Annotated in this window: 22 protein-coding genes; 6 read left to right on the top strand and 16 right to left on the bottom strand. The window is 76.7% G+C overall.

What is annotated here, in order from left to right:
* Positions 1-40 precede the first annotated feature (40 nt).
* The 4 genes from ACL02T_RS08880 to ACL02T_RS08865 are packed head-to-tail and all read right to left on the bottom strand — an operon-like array spanning position 41 to position 2,550.
* Complete coding sequence (locus ACL02T_RS08880; RefSeq protein ID WP_412830134.1) at positions 41-733, bottom strand: CBS domain-containing protein; 693 nt, start codon at positions 731-733, stop codon at positions 41-43.
* Complete coding sequence (locus ACL02T_RS08875; protein WP_412830133.1) at positions 730-1,719, bottom strand: CBS domain-containing protein; 990 nt, start codon at positions 1,717-1,719, stop codon at positions 730-732. The genes ACL02T_RS08880 and ACL02T_RS08875 overlap by 4 nt, the downstream gene beginning before the upstream one ends.
* Complete coding sequence (locus ACL02T_RS08870) at positions 1,716-2,294, bottom strand: Rv1733c family protein (protein WP_412830132.1); 579 nt, start codon at positions 2,292-2,294, stop codon at positions 1,716-1,718. The genes ACL02T_RS08875 and ACL02T_RS08870 overlap by 4 nt, the downstream gene beginning before the upstream one ends.
* Positions 2,281-2,550 (bottom strand): hypothetical protein, encoded by a 270-nt coding sequence (locus tag ACL02T_RS08865; RefSeq protein WP_412830131.1) that lies wholly within the window; start codon positions 2,548-2,550, stop codon positions 2,281-2,283. The genes ACL02T_RS08870 and ACL02T_RS08865 overlap by 14 nt, the downstream gene beginning before the upstream one ends.
* A 206-nt stretch (positions 2,551-2,756) precedes the next feature.
* Here ACL02T_RS08865 and ACL02T_RS08860 point away from each other — a divergent pair, with 206 nt between their 5' ends.
* Together ACL02T_RS08860 and ACL02T_RS08855 are read left to right on the top strand one after the other, a co-directional pair.
* Complete coding sequence (locus tag ACL02T_RS08860) at positions 2,757-3,599, top strand: universal stress protein (protein WP_412830272.1); 843 nt, start codon at positions 2,757-2,759, stop codon at positions 3,597-3,599.
* Entirely contained in the window at positions 3,596-4,270 is a 675-nt protein-coding gene (locus ACL02T_RS08855) for a CBS domain-containing protein (RefSeq protein WP_412830130.1), read from the top strand. The genes ACL02T_RS08860 and ACL02T_RS08855 overlap by 4 nt, the downstream gene beginning before the upstream one ends.
* A gap of 22 nt (positions 4,271-4,292) precedes the next feature.
* On the opposite strand, the gene ACL02T_RS08850 is transcribed toward ACL02T_RS08855, so the two are convergent.
* The 5 genes from ACL02T_RS08850 to ACL02T_RS08830 all read right to left on the bottom strand — a co-directional run bounded on the left by ACL02T_RS08850 (position 4,293) and on the right by ACL02T_RS08830 (position 11,757).
* On the bottom strand, positions 4,293-6,776 hold the full coding sequence (locus ACL02T_RS08850) for a glycoside hydrolase family 65 protein (protein ID WP_412830129.1): 2,484 nt from the start codon (positions 6,774-6,776) through the stop codon (positions 4,293-4,295).
* An 86-nt stretch (positions 6,777-6,862) separates the two neighbouring features.
* Complete coding sequence (locus ACL02T_RS08845) at positions 6,863-8,104, bottom strand: site-2 protease family protein (protein ID WP_412830128.1); 1,242 nt, start codon at positions 8,102-8,104, stop codon at positions 6,863-6,865.
* A 52-nt stretch (positions 8,105-8,156) separates the two neighbouring features.
* Positions 8,157-9,605, bottom strand: a complete 1,449-nt coding sequence (locus ACL02T_RS08840; protein ID WP_412830127.1) for a wax ester/triacylglycerol synthase family O-acyltransferase — start codon at positions 9,603-9,605, stop codon at positions 8,157-8,159.
* A gap of 11 nt (positions 9,606-9,616) precedes the next feature.
* Positions 9,617-10,375: an AMP-binding protein gene (locus ACL02T_RS08835; protein WP_412830126.1), complete on the bottom strand. Its 759-nt coding sequence runs from the start codon at positions 10,373-10,375 to the stop codon at positions 9,617-9,619.
* 8 nt (positions 10,376-10,383) lie between these two features.
* Positions 10,384-11,757 carry a WS/DGAT domain-containing protein gene (locus ACL02T_RS08830; protein WP_412830125.1) on the bottom strand — a complete coding sequence of 458 codons (1,374 nt, stop codon included), beginning with the start codon at positions 11,755-11,757 and terminating at the stop codon, positions 10,384-10,386.
* Between the two features lie 528 nt (positions 11,758-12,285).
* Between ACL02T_RS08830 and ACL02T_RS08825 the strand changes: the two genes are divergently transcribed.
* Positions 12,286-12,552: a phosphopantetheine-binding protein gene (locus ACL02T_RS08825; RefSeq protein ID WP_412830124.1), complete on the top strand. Its 267-nt coding sequence runs from the start codon at positions 12,286-12,288 to the stop codon at positions 12,550-12,552.
* Between the two features lie 16 nt (positions 12,553-12,568).
* Here the strand turns inward: ACL02T_RS08825 and ACL02T_RS08820 are convergent, their stop codons facing one another.
* Both ACL02T_RS08820 and ACL02T_RS08815 read right to left on the bottom strand, forming a co-directional pair.
* A complete protein-coding gene (locus ACL02T_RS08820; protein WP_412830123.1) occupies positions 12,569-13,063 on the bottom strand; it encodes an ATP-binding protein in 495 nt (164 codons plus the stop codon).
* A 59-nt stretch (positions 13,064-13,122) separates the two neighbouring features.
* A complete protein-coding gene (locus tag ACL02T_RS08815; RefSeq protein ID WP_412830122.1) occupies positions 13,123-13,470 on the bottom strand; it encodes an anti-sigma factor antagonist in 348 nt (115 codons plus the stop codon).
* A 193-nt stretch (positions 13,471-13,663) separates the two neighbouring features.
* Between ACL02T_RS08815 and ACL02T_RS08810 the strand changes: the two genes are divergently transcribed.
* Positions 13,664-14,119: an ATP-binding protein gene (locus ACL02T_RS08810; RefSeq protein WP_412830121.1), complete on the top strand. Its 456-nt coding sequence runs from the start codon at positions 13,664-13,666 to the stop codon at positions 14,117-14,119.
* Here ACL02T_RS08810 and ACL02T_RS08805 read toward each other — a convergent pair.
* Positions 14,073-15,074 carry a universal stress protein gene (locus ACL02T_RS08805; protein ID WP_412830120.1) on the bottom strand — a complete coding sequence of 334 codons (1,002 nt, stop codon included), beginning with the start codon at positions 15,072-15,074 and terminating at the stop codon, positions 14,073-14,075. The two genes, ACL02T_RS08810 and ACL02T_RS08805, sit on opposite strands and share 47 nt — an antisense overlap.
* Before the next feature lie 222 nt (positions 15,075-15,296).
* On the opposite strand from ACL02T_RS08805, the gene ACL02T_RS08800 reads away from it, so the two are divergent.
* Together ACL02T_RS08800 and ACL02T_RS08795 are read left to right on the top strand one after the other, a co-directional pair.
* The gene (locus tag ACL02T_RS08800) at positions 15,297-15,923 is read left to right on the top strand and encodes a universal stress protein (RefSeq protein WP_412830119.1); all 627 of its coding nucleotides are present in this window, start codon (positions 15,297-15,299) and stop codon (positions 15,921-15,923) included.
* A 446-nt stretch (positions 15,924-16,369) separates the two neighbouring features.
* On the top strand, positions 16,370-16,543 hold the full coding sequence (locus ACL02T_RS08795; protein WP_412830118.1) for a hypothetical protein: 174 nt from the start codon (positions 16,370-16,372) through the stop codon (positions 16,541-16,543).
* A 504-nt stretch (positions 16,544-17,047) separates the two neighbouring features.
* Here ACL02T_RS08795 and ACL02T_RS08790 read toward each other — a convergent pair.
* The 4 genes from ACL02T_RS08790 to ACL02T_RS08775 form a co-directional block, all read right to left on the bottom strand.
* Positions 17,048-18,556 (bottom strand): multicopper oxidase family protein, encoded by a 1,509-nt coding sequence (locus ACL02T_RS08790; protein WP_412830117.1) that lies wholly within the window; start codon positions 18,554-18,556, stop codon positions 17,048-17,050.
* A gap of 45 nt (positions 18,557-18,601) precedes the next feature.
* The gene (locus ACL02T_RS08785; protein WP_412830116.1) at positions 18,602-18,868 is read right to left on the bottom strand and encodes an SHOCT domain-containing protein; all 267 of its coding nucleotides are present in this window, start codon (positions 18,866-18,868) and stop codon (positions 18,602-18,604) included.
* Between the two features lie 153 nt (positions 18,869-19,021).
* The gene (locus ACL02T_RS08780; RefSeq protein WP_412830115.1) at positions 19,022-21,325 is read right to left on the bottom strand and encodes a heavy metal translocating P-type ATPase; all 2,304 of its coding nucleotides are present in this window, start codon (positions 21,323-21,325) and stop codon (positions 19,022-19,024) included.
* Entirely contained in the window at positions 21,325-22,317 is a 993-nt protein-coding gene (locus ACL02T_RS08775) for a DUF8832 domain-containing protein (RefSeq protein WP_412830114.1), read from the bottom strand. The genes ACL02T_RS08780 and ACL02T_RS08775 overlap by 1 nt, the downstream gene beginning before the upstream one ends.
* Positions 22,318-22,326: the final 9 nt, after the last annotated feature.

Raw genomic sequence — 22,326 nt, 5'->3', positions numbered from 1 at the left:
CGGCCCGGTCGCCCGGCCCGGTCGCGAGGACCGGGCTCACTCAGAGGCTCCAGACGTCGACCGCCCGCTCGTCCACGTCGTGGGTGAGCCGGTCGACCACGTCGACCACCCCCTCGAGGCGGCGGGTCAGCGTGACGGCCACGACGGCGTCGGCATGGCTCGGGACCCGGCCCTCGAGCGTCACGATCCCGCCGGATGCCGTCACCGTCACCCGTGCCGGGTCCACGAGCAGGATTCGGAGGAAGACCTCGTCGCGGACCTCGCGCACCAGGTCCTCGTCCGGTCGCTCGAACACGCGCAGCAGGTCCCGGCGGCCGACCACGCCGCGCAGCCGCAGCGTGTCGTCCGCGACCCGGTCGACGACCGGGAGCCAGCCCACCCGGTGCGTCGCCATCGTGCGTGCCGCCTCGGCGACGCCGGTCTCGGGCGTCACGGTGACGACCTCGGTCGTCATGAGGTCGCGCGCGCGGGCGTGCGGCGGGACCTCCGGACGGTGCCGCCACCGGAGCCGGCGGTGGACCACGGGCGGCTCCACGTCGTCGTGTTCGGCGAGGCGGAGCACGTCCGCCTCCGACACGACCCCGAGCAGGCTCTCCCCGTCGAGCACGGGCAGCGTCCGGACGCCGCGCCGGCGCAGGCCGGCGACGATCTCGGTGACGGAGGCGTCCGGGCCGACCGCCTCGACGTCGGTCGTCATGACCTCGCCGACGAGGGTCCGCCGCAGCGCGCTCACCGTGTCACCCCGGCCGGTTCGGCCGCGCGGGCAGGGCGGGCCTCCTCGTCCGGCTGCCCCACGGACGGCACGACGGTCACGCTGCAGGGTGCGTGCAGCACGCAGTGCACCCCGACCGAACCGAGCAGCAGGCTCGCCCCGGCCCCACGCCCCCGCGAGCCGACGACGAGCAGGTCGGCCCCCGCCGCGCAGCCGGTGAGCACGTGCCCCGGGTCGCCCGGCACGGCCCGCACCGCCACCTCCGGGAGTGTGGCCGCGCCGTCCTCCGCGCGCATTCCCCCGGCGACCTCGCCGGCCCTCGCCCGCAGCTCGCGCTCGATCTCCGCGGCCAGCCCGGCCGGCGTCGGCACCTGCGGGACGCCGTAGACCACCGGCCAGGAGGCGGGAACGGCGAACGCCGACACCACCTCGACCCCGGCTCCGCGGCGGGCCGCCTCGCGCAGCGCGAAGCGCACCGCGGCGACGGCACCGGGCGACCCGTCGTCGCCGACCACGATCCGCCCGCCGGGTGCGGCCTCGCGCCGGGCCGGCCGGTCCGGCAGCCCGCGCCGCCGGCGCACCTGCTCCGCGCTGTGCTCGCCGCGCGCGACGACCCGCAGCACGTCCCGGCGGGTGACGATCCCGACCAGGTCGCCGTCGTCGACGATCGGCACCGACCGCACGTGGGAGGTCAGCATCAGCGACACCAGGTCCGCGAGATCGTCCTCCGGGCGCATCGCGAACGGTGTCCCCGACATGGCCTCGTCGACGACCTGCGGTGCGGGGCCCTCGGGCCACCCGTCGGGCCGGAACCGGTCGCGGACCAGGTCGGTCTCGGTCGTGATGCCGAGCAGCCGCCCCCCGGCGTCGACCACCGGGGCGGCGGTGAAGCCGTGCGCGGCCAGCAGGGCCGCCGCGGCCGCGACCGGTGTCCCGCTCCGCACGGTGATGACGGGGCTGCTCATGACGTCCTCGGCCCGCAGGCCGGTCACCACCCCGGCGGTCACCGGGTCCTCCGCCACTGCGGCTCGACCTCGGCCCACTCCCGCTCCCACTCGTCGGCGTGCAGCCGGCCGACCCCGCGGAACGCCAGGTGCCCGAGGGCGCCCACCACGCACCCGCCGACCAGCAGGACGCCGAGCGCGGTCGCGAGCGTGACGAACACGGCCTCGGTCGTCGTCAGCGGCGCGCGCACCAGCCGGCCGTCGTCGGTGACCCATGCCCCGACCGGCGCCCCGACCTGCGCCGGGCCCGTGACCTCGGTGGTCCCGGTGTGCTCCACCCCCTGGCCGTCGGTCCAGCGCACGGCGGCGGGGACGCGGTGGGCGCCCTCGGGCACGATCGGCACGTCCTCGGTCAGCACCGCGACGACAGGGCTGCGATCCCGGGCCTCGGCCTCGACCCGGTCGGACAGGGCGCCGTGCACCCTGAGCCCCAGCACGAGTGCGGCCCCGAGCACCAGCAGCGCCGCGGCGCAGACCGCCCAGGCGGTCAGGTCGGCGATCCGGTCGGATCGGCGACGGGGCATCCGGGCGGCGCGGCGTCCGGGACGGGACGGGCGGGCGTGCTCATCGGCGCGCATCGCGGGTCACCCCCACGGGCGCGGCCGGGCGGTCGACGGAATCGGTGCGCGGCATGTCCTCGTCTCCTCGCGGGTCGATCGACGGTTCCGGGGTGTCCGTCCCCGGTGCCGCAGCGCTCGCGGTCAGCAGCGCCGCGTCGACGGCCGGGTCGAGGTCGGCCTCGTCGCCGTACAGCGCGTCGAGGACGGGATCGGTGTCGTCGACCCCGGCCGGCTCGACGGGCGGGTCCTGCGCCGTCGGCGACCGGGTGCTCATGGGCCCAGCGTGCCCCCGGGGTCCGCGCTCGGAGCAGGGCCGAAGGTCCGCCTTCGCCCCTGCGGTGGCCACGAGCGGGACGGGCCCACCGGCGGCGCCGCGCACCGGCGGGCCGGGCCGAACGCCCCTGCCTCGTTCCGGCCGGACCGGGACTTCGGACACTGCCCCCGGGCGCGCCGCGGCGGGAGGCTCCGGGCGTGGACGAGATGCGCTCCGACGTCACCGCGGACCGGCCGGTGGTGGTCCTCGACGACGGCGGGACCGCGGCCGGGCTCGCCGCCCAGCGGTGGGCCGCGGCCGAGGCCGCCCGCCACCGGCTCCCGCTGCGGCTGGTCGGGACCCGGGACGACCTCGCGGCGGCACGCACCCTGCACCGCCTTCGCCGCGAGTACCCGCGCCTGTCCGTGCACCTGACGGGGCTCTCCGCCGCGCCGGCCGAGGCCCTGGGCCCGCTCACCGCGAAGGCGTCGCTGCTCGTCCTGCCCGCGCCGGCACCCGCCGCCGTCCTCGCCGCCACCTGCTGTCCGACGGCCGTCGTCCCGGCCGGCGAGCCCGTCCGCGGCCGGGTGGTCGTGGGCGTCGCACCGTGGACGCGCGAGGACGTGCTGCGGCGGGCGGTGGAGGAGGCCCTCGCCCGGGACGCGGTGCTGGTCGCCGCGCGCGCCTGGAGCAGCAGGCTCGTCGACCTGGGCCGGGTCCTGCCGGCCGGGCTGACCCGGTGGGACCGCGCGGCGGCGCGGGCCGAGCGCGAGCTCGCCGACACGCTCGCCCCGTGGCGGGACCGTCCCGGGCTGCGGCTGCACCCCGTCGTCGTCCGGGACGACGCCGCACCCCTGCTCGTCATGCTGTCGGCCGAGGCCGAACTGCTCGTCCTGGGCCGGTCGGCGCGGGGTGCGGCCACGGGGACGGTCGCCGGCGCCGCCACGGCCGAGGTCCTCGCGGCGGCCCGGTGCCCCGTGCTGGTCGTGCCGGAGCGACCACCGACCCTGCCGGCCCGGGACTCGCGTACCTGTGCCGACGCGCCGCACCGGTCGACGCTCGACGCATGAAGAACCTGACCGTCGGCGACGTCATGACCACGGCGGTGCTGACCGCCCGTCCCGCGATGCCGCTCAAGGAGGCCGCGCGGGTGCTGCACGACCGGCACATCAGTGCGCTGCCGGTGCTCGACGAGGACGACCGGCTCGTCGGGATCGTCTCCGAACGCGACGTCCTGCTCGCCCAGAGCGCCCCGATCCCCCGCGACGCGCACTGGTGGGAGGCGCCCGCGCGCCGCGACGAGCTGCGCCGCCGCTCCGGGGACACCGTCGGCCACGTGATGACGACCAAGGTGGTGACCACTGTCGCGGACGTGCCGCTCGCCCGCGCCGCGCGGCTGATGAACCGGCACGGGGTCAAGCGCCTGCCGGTCCTGGACGAGGCCGGCAGGCGCCTGGTCGGCGTGGTCAGCCGCACCGACCTGCTCCGCGCGTTCCTGCGCTCCGACGACGACATCCGCGCCGACGTGCGCGGCGAGGTCCTGGTCCACCTGTTGTGGCAGGACCCGACGGCCGTGGAGGTCGAGGTCGTCGACGGGGTGGTCTCGTTGACGGGCGAGCTGGGCGAGCGCAGTACGGCCGAGGCCGCCGAGCGCCTGGTCCGCCGCCTCGACGGGGTGGTCGACGTCGTCTCCCACCTGACCTGGCGGATCGACGACGGCGGTCTCGCCCGCCGCCGCTGAACCGGCGCCGGGCCGGCCGCCGTCAGCGACCCGCGGCCGGAACCGGGGCCACCGTCCCGGCCGCGGTGGGCACCGCGGTGAAGCGGGCCGTCTCCCCGGGGTGCAGGAGCCGGACGTCCTCGCCGCAGCCCACCCGGACCGGCCGACCCGGGCCCGGGGCGGCGGCGACCCGGACCTCGCGCCCGCTGACCCGCGCGTCGAGCGTGACGCCGCGGTACTCCACCGCGAACTCCAGCGCGCCGAAGCGGCTCGGCCAGTGCGGGTTGAACCACAGCGCGTCGGCCCACGTCTCCAGGCCCGCGAAGCAGCGCTGCAGCAGGTCGACCGAGCCGGCCATCGCGCCGAGGTGCACGCCCTCGGCGGTGGTGCCGCCCTGGACGTCGGCGAGGTCGCTGCGCAGCGCCCGCGCGAAGTGGTCGAGGGCGTCCTCGCGGTGCGCGCGGGCCAGCACCCAGGCGTGCACGAGGGCGCTGAGGGTGGAGCCGTGGGCGGTGCGGGCGAGGTGGTGGTCGATGGTGCGCGGGATGACCTCCGGCGGCAGGGCGTAGCCGAGCCCGCCGAGCAGCTCGCGCAGCTCGTCGGCGGAGAGCAGGTAGAAGAGCATGAGGGTGTCGGCCTGCTTGGAGACCTGGAAGTCGTCGACCGAGCGGCCCTCCGCCTCCAGGATCCGGTCGAGGCGCTGCAGGTCGCCGTACCGGCTCCGGTAGTCCGCCCAGTCCAGCTCCTCGAGCCGGCTCGCGCCGTGGAACTGCTCGAGCACGCCGTCGGCCCGGAACGGCACGTACATCCGCCGGCACAGGTCCTCCCAGTGCAGCAGCTCGGCCGGGGTGAGCCCGAGCCGCTCGACGAGCTCGGCGCGGCGGGTGCCGGGCAGCGCGGCGAGGGTGTCCCGGGCCCGGTGCCAGAGCCACACGGCCATGACGTTGGTGTAGGCGTTGTCGTCGATCCCCGGCTCGGCGGCGCCGGGATAGCGCGCGGAGTACTCGTCCGGCCCCATCACGCCCCTGATCCGGTAGCGGTCGAGCGCCGGGTCGTGCCGGGCGAGGTCGGCGAAGAACCGCGCGATCTCCAGCAGCACCTCGGCACCGTGCCCGGCGAGGAACTCCCGGTCGCCGGTGGCCTGGTAGTACTGCCAGACGTCGTAGGCCACGGCGAGGCCCACGTGCCGCTGCAGGTGGCTCGTGTCGGGCAGCCACCGGCCCGAGAGCGGGTTGAGGTGCACCCGCTGGCTCTCCTCCCGGCCGTCGCTGCCGGACTGCCAGGGATACATCGCCCCGCGCAGCCCGGCGGCCCGGGCGGCCCGGCGGGCGGCGTCCAGGCGCCGGGTGCGGTAGTACAGGAGCGACCGGGTCAGCTGCGGCATGCGCAGGGTCAGCACCGGGAGCACGAACAGCTCGTCCCAGAACACGTGCCCCCGGTAGGCCTCCCCGTGCAGGCCGCGTGCCGGGACGCCGGCGTCGAGATCGAGGTCGTGCGGCGACGCCGTCTGCAGCACGTGGAACAGCCCCAGCCGCAGCGTGCGCAGCGTCTCCGCGGTGGTGGCGGCGTGCTGGTCGCCGACGCCGTCGGTGAGGTCGACGCGGAACCGCCGCCAGAGCTGGTCCCAGGCCAGCTCGTGGCCGGCCAGCAGGGTCTGGAAGCCCGGCGCCTCGGCGAGCTGCTCGACGGCGGTCAGCGCGGGGTGCGACACCGCCACGTCGCGCGAGGTGACCAGGGCGACGATCTTCTCGACGGTCACCGCCCGGCCCTCGGCGACGTTCAGCTCCAGGTCGTGGGAGATCCGGCCGCGCTCGCGCAGGGTGCGGCGGGTGGCCCCGACTCCCCCGCCGTCGTCCACCCGGGTGCGCGCGGCCTGGGCCACCGTCAGTTCCGACTGCGTGGTCCGCGCGACGAGCAGGACCGTCTCGGGATCGACCTCCTCGCGGACGAGGACCCGCAGGTGCCGGGCGGCCATCTCCCGGTAGCGCGCCACGCCGGAGTTGGTCACCGTCCCGTCGAGCCCGGAGCGCACCCGCAGGCGCCCCGACCAGTTCTCGGGCGTGAGGACGGTCTGCAGTCCGGCCAGGTGCCGGCGGTCCAGGTGGACGAACCGGCGCTGGCGCAGCGCCGTCCGGCGGCCCGCGGCGTCGGCGAACCGCAGGACCCGGCTCAGCAATCCGCGCCGCAGGTCCAGGGTGACCCGGTGCTCGAGCAGGTGGGCGGGGTCGAGCGGGTCGATCCACTCCCCCTCGACCGCGACCCGCAGCACCAGCCAGTTCGGGAGGTTGACCATGCTCTCGGTCTCCACGCGGACGCCGCCGATCTCGTCCGTGAGCCGGTTGAAGAACCCGGCGGCGTACGTGCCCGGGTAGTGGGCGCCGCCGGCGCGGCTCTCCGGGGCCGCACCGCGCACCGCCTGGTACCCGTTGCCGAGGGTGCACAGTGCCTCGCGGCGGCCCTCGTCGGCGGGGTCGAACCCGTCGAGGACCAGGGTCCAGGCGTCCGGGCGACGCGTTCCGGCGGGCACCGCCGGGTCGGTCCCCGGGCCGCCCGTCACCGGGCCGCCCGTCCCCGGGCCGCCCGTCACCGGACCGCCCGTCCCCGGACCGGCGCTCACCGCCGGCTCTGTCCGTCCAGGCGCTCCAGCTCGACGAGCCGGGCGAGATCGGCCGTCGTGACCGTGCCCAGGGTCCGGCCGTGGTCGACGACGACGCCGAGGACGTCCGTCCCGGGCACGGGGCCCAGCCCGGCCAGGCGTTCGAGCGGGGTGTCGACGCCGACGACCCGCTCGCCCGGCAGCGCCCGGCCCGCCTCGCGGACGCGGGTGGTGGCGCGCCGGCCGGCCGGGAGCCGCGCCAGGTCGCGCACCGTCACCAGCCCCACCGGGTCGCCGTCGAGCCCCAGCACGAGGAAGGTGGTGTCACGGGACGGGCGCGCACGCAGCTCCGCGGCCAGTGCCTCGGCCGTCCACCCCGCCTGGGCGACGAACCCCGGCGGGTGCACGACCTCGGCGACGGTCCGGCCCGCCAGCGCGGCGGCGACCCGGCTGCCCGCCTGCTCGCTCGCCGCGGTGCGGCCCACGAACCATCCGACGGCGGCGAGCCACAGGCCGGACAGGTCACCTCGCCACACCAGCAGCAGGCCGACGAGCATCATCAGCAGGCCGAGGAACCGCCCGGCCGCGGCCGCGGCCCGGCGGCCCCGCTCCCGGTCGCCCGTGATCCCCCAGACCAGGCCCTCCAGCACCCGGCCGCCGTCGAGCGGGGCCGCCGGCAGCAGGTTGAACACGGCCAGCAGCACGTTGACCGAACCCAGCCAGCCGAGCGCGGCGACCACGACCGCGGGCCAGCCCTCGGCGCGGCCCAGCGCGGCGAGCGCGAGGAAGCCGCCGCCCAGCCCGGCCGAGACGACCGGGCCCGCCAGGGCGACGAGCGCGAGCGCCCGCGGGCCCCGCGGCCGGCCGACCATCTCCGAGATCCCGCCGATGATCCAGAGCGTGACCCGCCGGACGTCGACCCCGAAGCGGTGCGCCACGAGCACGTGCGCGAGCTCGTGCGCGGCGATGGTCACCATGAACAGCACCCCGGCGACGGCCGCGACGGCCCAGAGCACGCCGGACGGCGTCCCGGGCGCGGCGGGGGGCAGCACCCCGGCGGCGAGCAGCCAGGCCAGCAGGGCGACGACGACCAGCACCGACCAGTGCAGCCCCACCGGGACGCCGGCCACCCGCCCGACCGACAGCACCCCGGGCCGCGGCTCCTCCTCCCGCGACGCGGGACCGGGACCACCGGGTTCCGGCCGGCCGGCCGGCCCCACGGTCGGCCCGGGGCCGGTCGAGGGCGTGCTCGCGCGCATGGGCTCCTCCTCGGGCATCGGGGGCGACGCTACGAAACCGCCGGTGCGGCGATCAGGGGCGAAGGTCCCCGGGCACGGGGACGGCCCGCACCCGTGGTGCGGGACCCCGGTCCCCGTCCCGCCCGGCTACCGCGGCCGCCAGGGCCACGAGCCGGGCCAGCTCCGCGTCGGTCCCGGCGGCCAGGACGTCGAGGTCGTCGGCCGACTCGTCACCGGTCAGCCCGACCACCACGGCGTCGCGGTAGCTCAGGATCGAGACCCCGATCCGCACGGTGCTGGCGATCGGCACGTACGGGATGATCTCGACGAGCTCGCGGCCCAGGCCGTAGAGCGTCCGCCGGGGTCCGGGCACGTTCGTCGTGACGGTGACGACCGACCGTTGCGGCAGATGCGCGGCCAGCCGCACGACCGCTGCGACGAGCGGGAACGGTCCGAAGCGGGCCAGTCCGGTGAGGACCGCGCCCGCCTCGGCCTCGCCGACGCTCTTCAGTTCCGTCAGCTCGGCGCGCACGGCCGCGAACCGGCCCAGCGGGTCGGCCAGGTGCACCGGCAGGCGTGCGAGCAGCAGCGACACGCGGTTGTCCCGGATCCCCTCCTGGCCGGGCGCGCGCACCGACACCGGCACGAGCGAGCGCACCGAGGTCGGCAGCGGGACCTCGCCGCGCGCCAGCATCAGTTCCCGCAGCCCGCCGGTGACCGCGGCGAGGAGCACGTCGTTGACCGTGCCCCCGAGGGCGTGGCGCACCGCGCGGACGTCGGCCAGCCGGAGCCGGGTCCAGGTGAACCGGCGCGGCCGCGCGACCGGCCCGGTCAGCGATGACCGGGCCGCGGGGAGCAGGCTCCCGGCGAGGGCGAGCGAGCCGCGGGCCGCCGCGGCCAGGCGGGGCGGCCACCCCGCCGGGTGGCGCAGCATCCCGGCAGCGGCACGCAGCGAGGTCACCGGCAGCAGGCCCAGGTCACGGACGGCGGTGGCCGCCAGCGCGGCCGCCGACGGGGGCTCGCCCGGCCGCCAGTCGTCGGGGACCGGCGGCAGCGGCTCGGGCTCCTCGTCGAGCAGCACGCGGTAGAGGTCGGTGCCGGAGACGCCGTCGACCATGCAGTGGTGGACGGTCGAGATCAGTGCCCACCGCCGTCCGGCCAGGTTCTCGACGAGCCAGTACCGCCACAGCGGTCGGTCCCGGTCGAGTCGGGTCGCCATGACCCGCGCCATCAACCCGCGCAGCTCCGCGTCGCCCCCCGGCGACGGGAGCGCGGTCCGGACGAGGTGGTGGTCGATATCGAAGTGCGGGTCGTCGATCCACACCGGCGGGCCCAGGTCGAACGGCACCCGGACGGCGCGTTGCCGGTAGCGCGGGACCAGCGGCAACCGCCCCGCGAGGTGCGCGCGGAACGCGGCGTAGCCCGGAGGCGGGCCCTCGAAGACCGCGATCGAGGCGATCGCCAGCGACGCCGCGGGCTCGGCGTCCTCGGCCTGCAGGAACGCCGCGTCGAGCGGCGTCATCCGGTCCGGGCTCACAGCGCGCGCTTCAGGATCTTGTCGCTGGCCCCCTTGGGCAGCGAGTCGCGGAACTCCACCGACCGGGGGTACGTGTCGGAGGCGACCCGCTCCCGCACGTACTCGATCAGCTCGGCATCCGTCGCGCGGTGCCCCGGCCGCAGCGCGACCACCGCCCTGACCTCCTGCCCCAACCGGCGGTCCGGCACCCCGACCACCGCCGCCTCGCGCACCGCCGGGTGCGTGTAGAGCACGTCCTCCACCTCGCGCGGGTAGACGTTGTAGCCGCCCCGGATGATCAGGTCCTTCTTCCGGTCGACGACGAAGACGAACCCGTCGGAGTCGGCGCTGATGGTGAAGGTCGTCGTGGAGGCGGTCTCGGTGAGCCCGTAGCCCTCCAGCACGGTCACGCCGAACTCGCGCTCGAACGCGTCGAGCACCTCGGCCGGGATCGGCGCGCCGCCGGACACGCCGACGCGCAACGACGACAGGTCGCGGCGGTGCCGGTCGGGGTGCTCGAGCAGCGCCACGTACATCGTGGGCACGCCCTCGAACACGGTGACCCGGTCACGCTCGATCACCTCCAGCGCCTTGCCGGGCTCGAAGCGGGGGATCCGCGTCATGGTCGCGGCGAACCGCACGCAGACGTGCAGCTGGCTGGACAGGGCGTAGACGGGGAACAGCGGCGGTGGGCGGGCGCCGCCTCGCGCACCGTCGTCGCCAGGTTCAGGCCCATGTCCGTCCTCCTCGTCGGTGGGCTGGGTGAGGGTGCGCACCCCTCGCGTCAGGGCGCCGCCGCGGGGACGGGCGCGGACGTACCGAGGGCCTCGGCGACCTCGGCCCCGAAGGCGCGGACGAGCCGGCCCGCGTCGCCGACCAGGCGCCCGTCCGTGCCGAAGCCGGTGAAGACCTGCCCGGCGTAGCTGAACATGCAGACGGTCAGCCCCTGGTCGCCGCTGCACGGCGCCCACCCCACGCTCCCGGTCACCGGCGCCCCGGCCAGGGTCATCGGGACGGGCGGGCCCGGCACGGTGGTCAGCACACCGACCGCCTTGTCGGCGAAGAACCGGGCGACGGGCACCCCGACCGCCGCGGGCGTGCTTCCGACCAGGCGCTGCGTCGCCGCGGTGAGCCAGGGCTCCCAGGAGTGCCGGATGCGGTCGTTGCGCGCGTGCACCTCGGCGAGCCGGGCGGCGAACGGGCCGTACGTCGGCAGCACCGCCAGGACCAGTGAGAAGTGGTTCCCGAGCGCCGCCGGCGGCGCCGGGTCGTACGGCTCGAGATTGACCGGGACCATCCACGCCAGGTCCGCGGGTGCCCCGCCGCGGGCGTCGAGCACCCGCCGGACGGCGCCGCCGACCAGGGCGAGCAGGACGTCGTTGACGGTGGCGCCGTGGCGATGGGCGAGGTCGGCGAGCGCGGCGAGCGGCACCGGGTCGCCCCAGGCGGCGTGCTTCGCCGGGCCCGGAGAGCCCGTCCACGCCGTGCAGGGGTTGGACCAGGCGAGCAGCTTCACCAGGCTGCCCACGCTGTGCAGCGCGGTGCGGGCGAGCTCACCGGCGGCGCCCACCGCGCGTCGCGGGTCCAGCAACGCGGCGGGTGAGGGGGCCCCGCTCATGTGGGTGGCAGGCGGGGTGAGCGCGGCGGCGTCGCCCGGGTGGGCCGGGTCGAGCAGCTCGACCATGAGCCGGGTGAGCCGGATGCCGTCGGTGATGCTGTGGTGGACCTGCAGGACGACCGCGCTCCCGGACCCGTGCGGCAGCAGGTGCACCCGCCACAGGGGGTGCCTGCGATCGAACTCCGCCGACCGCAGATCGCCCACGAACCGCTGCAGGTCGTGCTCGGCGGCGTCGGCCCGGCGGTCGACGTGCAGATGGCGGTCGAGGTCGAAGTGCGGGTCCTCCTCCCACACCGCCGGCAGCGGCCACGGCGGCAGGACCGGCCGGCACCGCAGGACCGGGTACCGCCGGAGCATCCGCCCGGTGATCAGGGCCCGGAGCCGGCCCGGGTCGACGGGGGTGGCGGTCCAGGTCGCGGACACGACCGAGAGGACGTTCTCGGGCCGGTCGAGTCGCAGCCAGACCCTGTCGTCCGCCGGCATGGGGATCCACAGCACGAGGTCCACGATCGCCGGGCCGCGCACGCGGACACAGGGCACAAGGGCTCCCTCCGACCTGTCGCCGCCCGGTCAGTCCTCGGGAAGGGGCGGGCAGCACCAGGACGGGATGCCCGTCGCCCGGCGGCGCCGCCCGCAGGACGACCCGGCCCGCCGCGGTCAGACCGGTGGCCGCGAGGGCGCGGCCGACATCGGTGGCGTAGAGCGGCCACGCGGGCGGGTGCTCGTGCGGACCCGGCGGGCGGGCGGGGAAGGGCGTGCCCGGCACCCAGGCGTCCGTTCCGGCTGCGCTCGCGGAGGGGATGGCGCTCACGACGACCTCTCACCGATCGGGGCCCCGACCGTCCGCGTACGCGGATCCGGTGCTCCCGGTCACATCTCGGTCGTCGGTGCCGGACGGTCGGGTGCGGGTCCTCCGGCCCTGCCGTGGGGAGGCCGACACCGACAGGGTGACGGATCGGACCTTCGGGCCCTCCGCGAACCCGCGAGATCCACCGGACCCGAGACCCCGCCGACCGAGACCCCGCCGACCGAGACCCCGCCGACCGAGACCCCGCCGAGGTGCCCGCCGTGACCGACCCGACCGCCCCCGCCACCCCCGCCGAGGAGGCCGCCCGCGCGCTCGTCGTCGACGTGCTCGCCGGGATCGCCCCCGGCCCCGAGCTCGACGGGCTCCGCCCCGGCGACGACCTGCGGGAGACCCTCGGGCTCGACTCCCTCGACTTCCGGAACCTCGTCGTCGGGGTGTCCGGGCGGACCGGTCGGCGGATCGAGGAGGACGACTACGAGCGCCTGACCGATCTCGCCGGATGGGTGCGGCTGCTCACCACCGGCTGAGGTACCTGGACGTCGGCTACCGCACCGGGCTGACCCGGCTCGCGATCGTCACCGTGGTGCCCTCGGACCTGCCGTCGATCGTCATCTCGGCGACCAGGGCGCGGATGAGGAACAAGCCGTGCCCGGGCCGCAACCGCTCCGCCGGCTCGCGCCACCGGCCGTCGTCGGAGACCACCAGGTGGACGCGGCGGAACCCGTGCGGGCCGGGGCCCACCTCGGCCCGCACCCGCACGAGCCCGGGATGGTCGTAGGTGTCCGGGCCGACGCCGTACCCGTGCTGGATGCTGTTGGTCACGGCCTCGCTGACCACGAGGACCAGCTCGTCGGCGTGGGCCGGGGGCCAGGCGTGGTCGACCAGCCAGGCGGCGAGCTCGTCACGGGCGATCGAGGCGGACACCAGGTCGGCGCGCAACGACAGCTCCAGCACGGTGGGCCCGTGCGACCCGAACCCGTTGACCCGCGGGTGCCGGCGGCCGGAGGCCTGCTCGTCCTGCTCGGAGGGGGGAGCCATGGCCGCCGATCACCTCGCTTCTGCTGTGCTCGGGCCCTCCGCGGGCACGTGCTGCCGCGTCATCCGGCGTCGCGGAGGGCGGCCTCGACGTCGTGGTAGAGCGCCAGCACCCCGTCCAGGCCGACGATCTCGATCGGCCTGATCACCGGCCGGCTGTAGTCGACGACGACCCGCAGCGGCCGGGCACCGCGATGGTGCACGGCCTCGTCGGCGCTGTCGGTGAGCGCCCGCAGCCCGGGGGAACCGAGGAACTCCACGGCCGTGAGGTCCAGCACCAGCACCCGGCCGTCCAGGGAGTCGAACGCCGCCCGCAGGGACTCCCGCAGCCGGGGCACGGTCAGCGCGTCGACCGCGCCCTCGACGGTCACGACGAGCGCGTCGCCGCCCTCCCGGGCGTGCACGGTCATCAACTGCTCGCTGGTCGGCCGGACGGGGGCCGTTCCCCCACCACCCCCGCCGTCGGGCGTGCGTTCGTCACCGGCAGGTATCACGCGGCGAACCCTACAGGCCGGTACCCGCCCCGCTCTGCGACCCGAACGCACCGGCTGTCGGCCGGGCGAACGAACGTTTGGGAGCGTCCGTCCGTGGTCATCCGGTGTCGTGCCGCCCCCCTGCGCGTCCTTCTGGCTGGCGCCGGACGTGGCCTCGGCATCACTGACGCGCGAACGGGTCCGGTCCTGGCTCGACGACCACGGTTGGCCGCCGGACGAGGCCCACGACCTGGTCTACGCGGTGAGCGAGGCCGTCACGAACGCCGCCGAGCACGCGTTCCGCACCCCGCCGCCACGGCCGCGGCCCGACCCCCCGTCGATCTGGGTGGACTGCCGGCTGCACGAGCACGACGACGGCCGGGAGGTCCGCATCGTGATCAGGGACAACGGCTGCTGGAAACCCGCCGACGCCGACCGCGGCTTCCGTGGCCACGGGCTCACCCTGAGCGGTGCCTTCGTCGACACCTTCCGGCTCGCCACCGGCGTCGCCGGGACGACCGTCGAGCTCACGGGCCGGATCACGGCGGCGTACCCCGGGCGGCCGCGCCGGCGCCCTCGCGGCTGAGGGCACCGGCGCCGCCCCGCCACCGGGGACCGACCACCGCGACGGGGCAGTGCGCGAGGAGCACGACGCGGCGGGCGACCTCACCCAGCGCGACCGTGCCGCGACCCCGGCGGCCGCGTGCGCCCACGACCACGAGCCGGGCCCCGCGGGAGGCCTCGGCCAGCGCGGCCTCCGGCCGGTCCCGGGCGACGGTGTGCCGGATCTCCACCTCGGGGAACGCGCCGGCCCAGCGGTCCACCCGCGCGTCGATCGCCGCCCGGACGTCGGGGGCGAAGGCGGCGAAGTCCACGGACGGCGCGAGGTACGGGTCGAGCGGTGTGTCGCTCCAGGCGTGCACCACCTCCAGTGGCACCCCGCGGTCGCGGGCCTCCCCGAGGGCGAAGCGGAGCGCCGCGTCGCCGTCGTCCGAACCGTCGATCCCGACCACGACGCGGGCGCCCCCCGGCGCCGGCCCGACGCGCTCCACGAACACCAGCGGGCAGCTGCTGCGCGCGGCCAGCGCCAGCCCCAGGAGCGACCCGGACCAGCCGCCGACCGGGCCGCCGACGACCAGCAGGTCCGAGTCGTCCGACATCCGGCCGAGCACCTCCCCGGGCGCGCCCTCGAGCACCTGCCGGACGATCCGTGCCCCCGGCAGCAGGTAGCCGGCGTGCTGGGCGGCCCGGTCGACGTGCCGCCCGGCGGCTTCCCGCAACAGCGACCGGCTGCGCTGCGCCGCGTCGGCCGCCTCGGGGTGACCGTTCTCGTCCGCCCGCCACTCGACGACCTCCACCAGCCGCAGCACCGCCCCGCGGCGGTCCGCCTCGTGGGCCGCCCAGGTGGCGGCGTCGATCGCCGCGCGCGAGCCGTCGATGCCGACGACCACCGTCGGGGCGGGCACCTGCGCCGGATCCCGGTAGCGGGGGTCGGGGTGCACGGCCTCGCCCTGTGCCGGGTCGTGTCGGTGGTCCACCATGGTCGCCTCCGTCCGTCCCCCCGAGGATGCGGCGCCCGCCCGCCACCGCGCCGCGGCGCATGGGCCCGACGTCGCGGGGACCTTGGGCCGGACCCCGGCCCCGGCCCGCCGCGCCCTCCGTCCCGGCCGCCCGGGCCCTGCGACCCTGCCGCACCCGGGGCTCGCGGGCCCACCCTGGGTGCGACGTCGCGGTAGCCGACCCCGACCAGACCGGAGAAGACGATGATCCTGCTCGACCATCCCGCCCTCGCCGGTGTGGACACCCTGGTGCTGCTCGACGAGGGGGCCGACGCACCGGGCGGCCGCCGACCTCCCGGGTGGGTCCGGCGCTGGGTCGACGGCTCCGCGCCGGTGGTGGAGGCCGCCCCGGGCAGCGACGTGGCGGCCGCGGTGACGGAGGCCGGCCGGACGCGCCGCGCGGCGGTCCTGCTGCTGCGGCGCGACACCACGCAGCCGCCGCGCCGGATCGTGGTCGCCGTGCAGGAGCACGCCGCCGACCGGCCCGTCGTCGACGCGGCGGTGTCCGCGGCCGCGGCCTGTCGCGCCCGGCTGCGGGTCGTGCACGCCGTACCGCGCTCCTTCGGCGAACGCAGCGTCGGCCTGGCCGAGGCGGTGGAGCGCGGGCGACGACTGGTGAGCTCGGTCGGCACCGCCGAGGAGCCGGGTGTGGCGGTCAGCCGGGACCTGGTCCGGGCATGGCCGCACGAGGTCCTCGACGAGACCCTCGACGCCGACCTGCTGGTCGTCGGCGGTCCCCGGCCGGAGGGCCCCACCGACCTCGGGCTCACCGCCCGCGCCGCGGTCGTGCACGCACCCTGCTCCGTGCTGGTCGTGCCGCGCGCGGGCTGATCCGCGGCCCGCACGGGAGCAGGAGCGGGCGTGCCCCGCACCCGTGAGGTCCGATCACCCAGCGTCGTCGACGACGGTCTCAGCGTCTTCTCAATTCACCCGTCTAGGCTCCCGGGCCGTGACTCGGTCGTCGGCGCCGCGCGGTGCGGGGTCGACGCCTGCCGGGCACGGCGCGCGCCGTGTCCCGGGAGGGCGGTCCTCCTTCCGCTGGTCGGCGCTGGCGCTCGTCCTGGGTGGGTTGCTGGCACTGTGCTGCTGCCTGGACACCACGGCGGCGCACTCGGCCCGCGGGGGCCTCCGGCCACCGGCACCGCTGCGGGTGTTCTGCCGTTCGGCGAGGTGCCCGGCGACGCGCACGTCTTCGGCGGGTCCGCGCGAGTGGTTCACGCGTCCGCGCAGCGCGAACGGGCCGAGCCGTCGGAGACGTGTGCGCCCCTGCCTCGACCGTGCCCACGTGCACGCCGGCGCAGTACCGCGCCCCGCTCGGCGCCACCGGCGCCGTCGTGCTCCCGGTGGTCGTGGTCGTGCCGGCCCTCGCGCACTCGGCACCGGTCCCGTCCGTCCTCGGCGTCCCACCGCCGGCCCCGTCGCCCGACCGGCTCTGTGTGATGCGGACGTAGGCCGGCTCACCGGTCCCGCCCGATCCCCGTGCGACGCCCGCACCGGCACCGGCCCACGCCGCCGCGCCGGCTGTCGGCTCGCTCCACCCTTCGCCGGGGACGCCCCGCGTCCCCGCCTTCGGCCTCGGCAAGGTGACCGAGCTGTGTCTTCCCCCGACCGTGTCGACCCACGGCACGCAACGTCCGCCAGCCGACCTGTCGTCGTGGCGGCCGGTGCGGCGGTGGCCGTCCTGCTCGGGGCCCAGGCCCTGTCCGTGTTCGCCCAGTCGCTGCACGACCGCGCAGGAGTGTTCGGCACCTGCGCGATCGAGCTCGACGCCGTCTCCGCGGCCACGGACCTCGCCGTCGTCAGCACGACCAGCCGCACCGTCGAGGACGGGGTCACGAACAGCTGCCAGGAGCCCCGACAACGCGGACCAGGTGCGCTCACCGGAGCAGGACGGGTGTGCGGTGTGGGACCTCGCCGGGTGAGCGGCCCGTGGCGGGTCCGGCCCGCCCCGCTCGCTAACGGACGACCACCGTGGCCATCATCCCGGCGTCCTCGTGGTCGAGGATGTGACAGTGGTAGACCGTGCGGCCGGTGTGGGCGGTGAACGGGATGCGCAGCCGCACCCACCCGCCCGCCGGCACGAGCACCACGTCCTGCGGCACCCCCGTCGTCGGGCCGCCGTCGCTCGCGGCGACCACCGTGAACGGCCAGACGTGCAGGTGGAAGGGGTGCGCGAGCGGGCCGGTGTTGGACACGGTCCACTCCTCGACCGTGCCGGCGGCGACGATCTGGTCGTCGCGGTCCGGGTCGTAGGAACGGCCGTCGACCGTGAAGCTCATCGGAAGCGCGTCGTCGCCGCCGTCGGCGGGCCCGCCGCGCACCATCCCGGCCGGGCCCATCCGGAAGGCCGTCGAGCGGGTGGCGGTCGCCGGGCCGGGCGCGGGCTCGGCGGGCAGCCGGGAGGGCAGCGGGGACACCACGGCGGCCGCGCCGTCGACCGCCATCGTCGCGAGCGCGACCGGTCCCGTCGCCGCCGGTGGCGCCCCTGCGCGGCCGCCCATGGCCGCGCCGCGGTCGTAGGGATCGGCGAACAGGGTGAACCGGCCGGGGCGGTCGGGCTGCACGACGACGTCGGCGCGGTTGCCCGGGGCGAGCACCAGCCGCTCCCGAGGCACCGGGGCGGGCAGGAACGCACCGTCCTGGGCGATCTGCGCCGGCGTGTGGCCCTCGAGCCGGAGGGCGAGCACCCGCGAGGTGCAGGCGTTCACCAGGCGCCAGCGCTGGGCACGGCCGGGGGCCGCGGGCACCACCGGCCGGTACTGGCCGTTGACCAGCACCAGGTCTCCTTCGCGGCCGCGCATCCGCTCGACCGGCGCGGCCGGCGCGACGGTGCCGTCGGCGGCGAGGGTGATGTCGGTGACGAGCAGGACCCGGTCGTCGTCGACGGGCAGGTCCGGACCGCCGTCGACGAGCACGGCGCCGGCGAGACCGCCGAAGAGCTGGTCGGCCACGGTGCCGTGGTGGTGCGGGTGGTACCAGTGCGTGCCCGGCGGGTGGTCGGGCGGCACCGGGATCCGGTAGTCGAGGGAGGCGCCGGGGTCGATGCGGAGGAACGGGTTGTCGGCGTTGCCCTCCGGGGAGACCCGCAGGCCGTGGGTGTGCAGGTTGGTGGGCTGGTCGAGGTGGTTGACCAGCCGCACGGCCAGCTCGTCACCGGGGCGGACCCGCAGGGTCGGCCCCGGTGAGGAACCGTCGAACCCGAGCGCACGGGTGTCCCGGCCGGCCACGCGGGCTCCCGCCGCCGCGACCAGCTCGATCGCGAGGCGCCCGTCCCGGCTCACCCTCTCCGGCGGCCGGGCCAGCTCCTCACCGCTCGCCCCGGGCACCAGGACCTCGCCGGGTACGGCGTCGCCGGCGGGACCGGAGGTCGCCGCGGCCACCCACCCGGCCGCACCGGCGACCAGGGCGACGGCCCCGGTACCGCCGAGCACGAGGGCCCTCCGACGGGTCAGCTGCCGGGTCATCCGGGCACGTCTCCCCCGCTCACTCGGTCGGTCCGGCGGGCCCGACTACCCGGGCAGGTCGGACCGCGTCCGTGCGGTGAGGGTGTCCAGCCGGCGGCGGTACTCGTCGTCGTCGATCTCGCCCCGGGCGTACCGCTCGGCGAGCAGCTGTTCGGGAGCCGACCGCTCCGGAGGCGTGGGAGTGGTCCGGACGTGGCGGACGGCGCGGATGCCCACGACGATCGCCGTGATCACCAACGCCCAGAACACCACGGTGCTGAAGGCCATCAGGGCGTAGCCCCAACCACCCATGTGGGTGCCCCACCAGAACATGATCGGTCGTCCTTCCGCCTCGGTCGGCGCAGGGAGCCACCGACCCCGTCAGGTTGCCTCGTCGGGGCCGGCTCGCGCAGGGGACAAGGGCCCCGGGCCCGGCGGCGAAGGTCCCCGCCGCCGGGCCCGGGTGGGCGCCCGCTCAGCGCGCGGTCAGCGCGCGGCGGGCGTGAACCGCCGGAGCCGCAGGCTGTTGCCCACGACGAACGCCGAGCTGACCGCCATCGCGGCGCCGGCCAGCATCGGGTTGAGCAGGCCGAGGGCGGCCAGGGGCAGGGCGGCGACGTTGTAGGCGAACGCCCAGAACAGGTTGCCCTTGATCGTGGCGAGGGTGCGCCGCGACAGCCGGATCGCGTCGGCCGCCGTGCGCAGGTCGCCCCGGACGAGGGTGATGTCGGCGGCCTCGATCGCGACGTCGGTGCCGGTCCCCATGGCCAGGCCGAGGTCGGCCTGCGCGAGCGCGGCGGCGTCGTTGACCCCGTCGCCGACCATGGCCACGACCCGCCCGCGGGCCTGCAGGTCCTCGACGACCTTCAGCTTGTCGGCGGGCAGCACCTCGGCGATCACCGTCTCCGGGCCGGGCTCGATGCCGACGTCCCGGGCCACGGCCTCGGCCGAGGCCCGGTTGTCCCCGGTGAGCAGGATCGGGGTGAGCCCGAGCCCGCGCAGCCGGGCGATCGCCTCGGCCGAGGTGTCCTTGACGGTGTCGGCGACCACCAGTACCGCGCGGGCCCGGCCGTCCCAGGCGACCGCGACGGCGGTGCGGCCGTCGGCGGCCTCCGCCCGCACCGCCCGGTCCAGGTCCTCGGGCAGCGGCTGGCTCCACTCCTGCAGCAGCCGCGGCCGCCCGACGAGCACGGCGTGCCCGTCCACCACGCCCTGCACACCGAGGCCCTCGTGGTTGGCGAACTCCGCGACGTCGGGGAGCTCGCCGATCCGGTCGCGGGCGGCACGGGCGATCGCGGCGGCGACGGGGTGCTCGGAGGCGTTCTCCAGGGCCCCGGCGAGCCGCAGCACCTCGTCCTCGCTGGTCCCGTCGGCGGCGTGGACCGCGGTGAGCGACATGCGGCCGGTGGTGACGGTGCCGGTCTTGTCGAGCAGGATCGCGTCGACCCGGCGGGTGGACTCGAGGACCTCGGGACCCTTGATCAGGATCCCGAGCTGGGCGCCGCGGCCCGTGCCGACCAGCAGCGCGGTCGGGGTCGCGAGCCCGAGCGCACAGGGGCAGGCGATGATCAGGACGGCCACCGCGGCGGTGAACGCGGCCGCGGCGCCGGCGCCGGTACCCAGCCAGAAGCCGAGGGTGACCGCGGCCAGGGCGATCACGACCGGGACGAACACCCCGGAGATCCGGTCGGCGAGCCGCTGGACGGCCGCCTTGCCGGCCTGCGCGTCCTCGACCAGCCTGGCCATCTGGGCCAGCTGGGTGTCGGAGCCGACACGGCGGACCAGGACCACCAGCCGTCCGCCGGCGTTGACCGTGGCGCCGACGACCTCGTCCCCGGCCGCGACCTCGACCGGCACGGACTCCCCGGTGAGCATCGACGCGTCGATCGCGGAGCTGCCCTCGACCACGGTGCCGTCGGTGGCGATCTTCTCCCCGGGCCGGACCACGAACCGGTCGCCGACGACCAGCTGCGCGACCGGGATCCGCACCTCGCCGTCGCCGCGCAGCACCGCGACGTCCTTGGCGCCGAGCTCGAGCAGCGCGCGCAGGGCGGCGCCGGCGCCGCGCTTGGAGCGGGCCTCGAAGTAGCGCCCCGCCAGGATGAACGTGGTCACCCCGGCGGCGACCTCGAGGTAGATGTTGCCCGCCCCGTCCGAGGGGCTGACCGTCAGCTCGAACGGGTGGGTCATGCCGGGCATCCCGGCGGTGCCGAAGAGCAGCGCGTACAGCGACCACGCGAAGGCCGCGAGGGTGCCCAGCGAGATCAGCGTGTCCATGGTGGCGGCGCCGTGGCGCAGGTTCGCCCACGTGGCCCGGTGGAAGGGCAGCGCCCCCCACACGACGACCGGCGCGGCCAGGGCGAGCGAGATCCACTGCCAGTAGGTGAACTGCAGCGCCGGGATCATCGCCAGCGCGACGACCGGCACGGACAGCACGATCGACACCAGCAGCCGCTGCCGGGCGGCGCACAGCTCGGCGGACTCCTCGCCCGTCTCGCCGTCGGGACGGTCGGGACCGGCGGACGGGGCCGGGGGTTCGGGCAGCCGGGCCCGGTAGCCCGCGGCCTCCACCGTGGCGACGAGCTCGTCCGCGGCGATCCCGTCCGGAGCGGTGACCCTCGCCTTCTCGGTGGCGTAGTTGACCGTGGCGGTCACACCGTCGAGCTTGTTGAGCTTGCGCTCGATGCGGTGGGCGCACGACGCGCAGGTCATGCCGCTGATCACGAGCTCGACGTCGGTCACCGTGCCGGTCCCGGTGGCCGGTACGGAGGTGTGGCTGGTCGTGGACATCAGTGCCCCCCTCCCGCTGTGTCGGCGTGGGTGTCGGTGTGCGGGGTGCCGACCGCTCCGGCCGTTCCCCCGGGCGCCGCGCTCGCCGGACCGGCGGACACGGTGAACTCCGCGGTACGGACGGTGCCCTCGTGCCGGAAGTCGAGGAAGAGCCGGTAGTCCCCCGTCGAGGGCACCTCGACGAAGAACCGGACCTGCGGTCCTGCGGCGGTCCGCCCGTCGCCGGGGCTGCCGTCGGGGTGGACGTGCAGGTAGGCGAGATCGGACGAGCGCAGGGCGACCAGGTGTCCGTACGCGCCCAGGTAGGGCTGCAGGTCGGTGACCGGCGCACCCTCCTTCGTGACGGTCGGCGTGAGCGGGGAGGACCGCCCGGCGGTGAGCTCGCCGTCGAGGCGGACCTCGTAGCCGTCGACCTGCGCGACGCGGCCGGTCCGGTGGCCGACCGGGTCGTCGGGGCCGGCCGCGGACAGGTCCACGCCCAGGGTCGTCGCCGGTCCGCCGGTCGGGGTGAAGTCGGCGAAGGCCCGGTAGACCCCACCCGCGGGAACGTCGAGGGGGGTGCGCCAGGTGCCGTCGGCGTCCATGGTCGGGTGCAGGTGCTGGAACCCGGTGAGGTCACGGCGCACCACGATCAGGTGCAGCCGCTTGGTGTGCTCCTCGTCGAACGCGGTGACGGTGGCTCCGTCCGGGCCGGTGATGCGGAAGGCGAGATCGCCGGTGGTTCCCGCGGTCAGCGTCGAGGCGGTGGGCGTGAGGGTGTAGCCGCCCCTGCTCGACGCCAGCCCGGCGGGCTGGTCCGCGGTCTCCGGGACGGCGCCGCTGTGAGTGTCCCCGGCGTCCCCGTCGGCGCTGCCGCCGAGGGTGCCCGCGGGAGCGGCCGGAGCCGCGGCGGGGCCGGACAGGGGACCGACAGCGGATCCGGTCGCGTACGCCCCGAGAGCGAGCAGGGCGAGCGCCGCGCCGTAGGCGGAGAGCTTCGCGAAAGTGTTCATGATCGTCGC

It is taken from the genome of Pseudonocardia oceanicola (assembly GCF_047200735.1).
GTDB lineage: Bacteria > Actinomycetota > Actinomycetes > Mycobacteriales > Pseudonocardiaceae > Pseudonocardia.
Note: the sequence above shows the minus strand (reverse complement) of the source record. Positions and strands in the feature narration are given on the sequence as shown.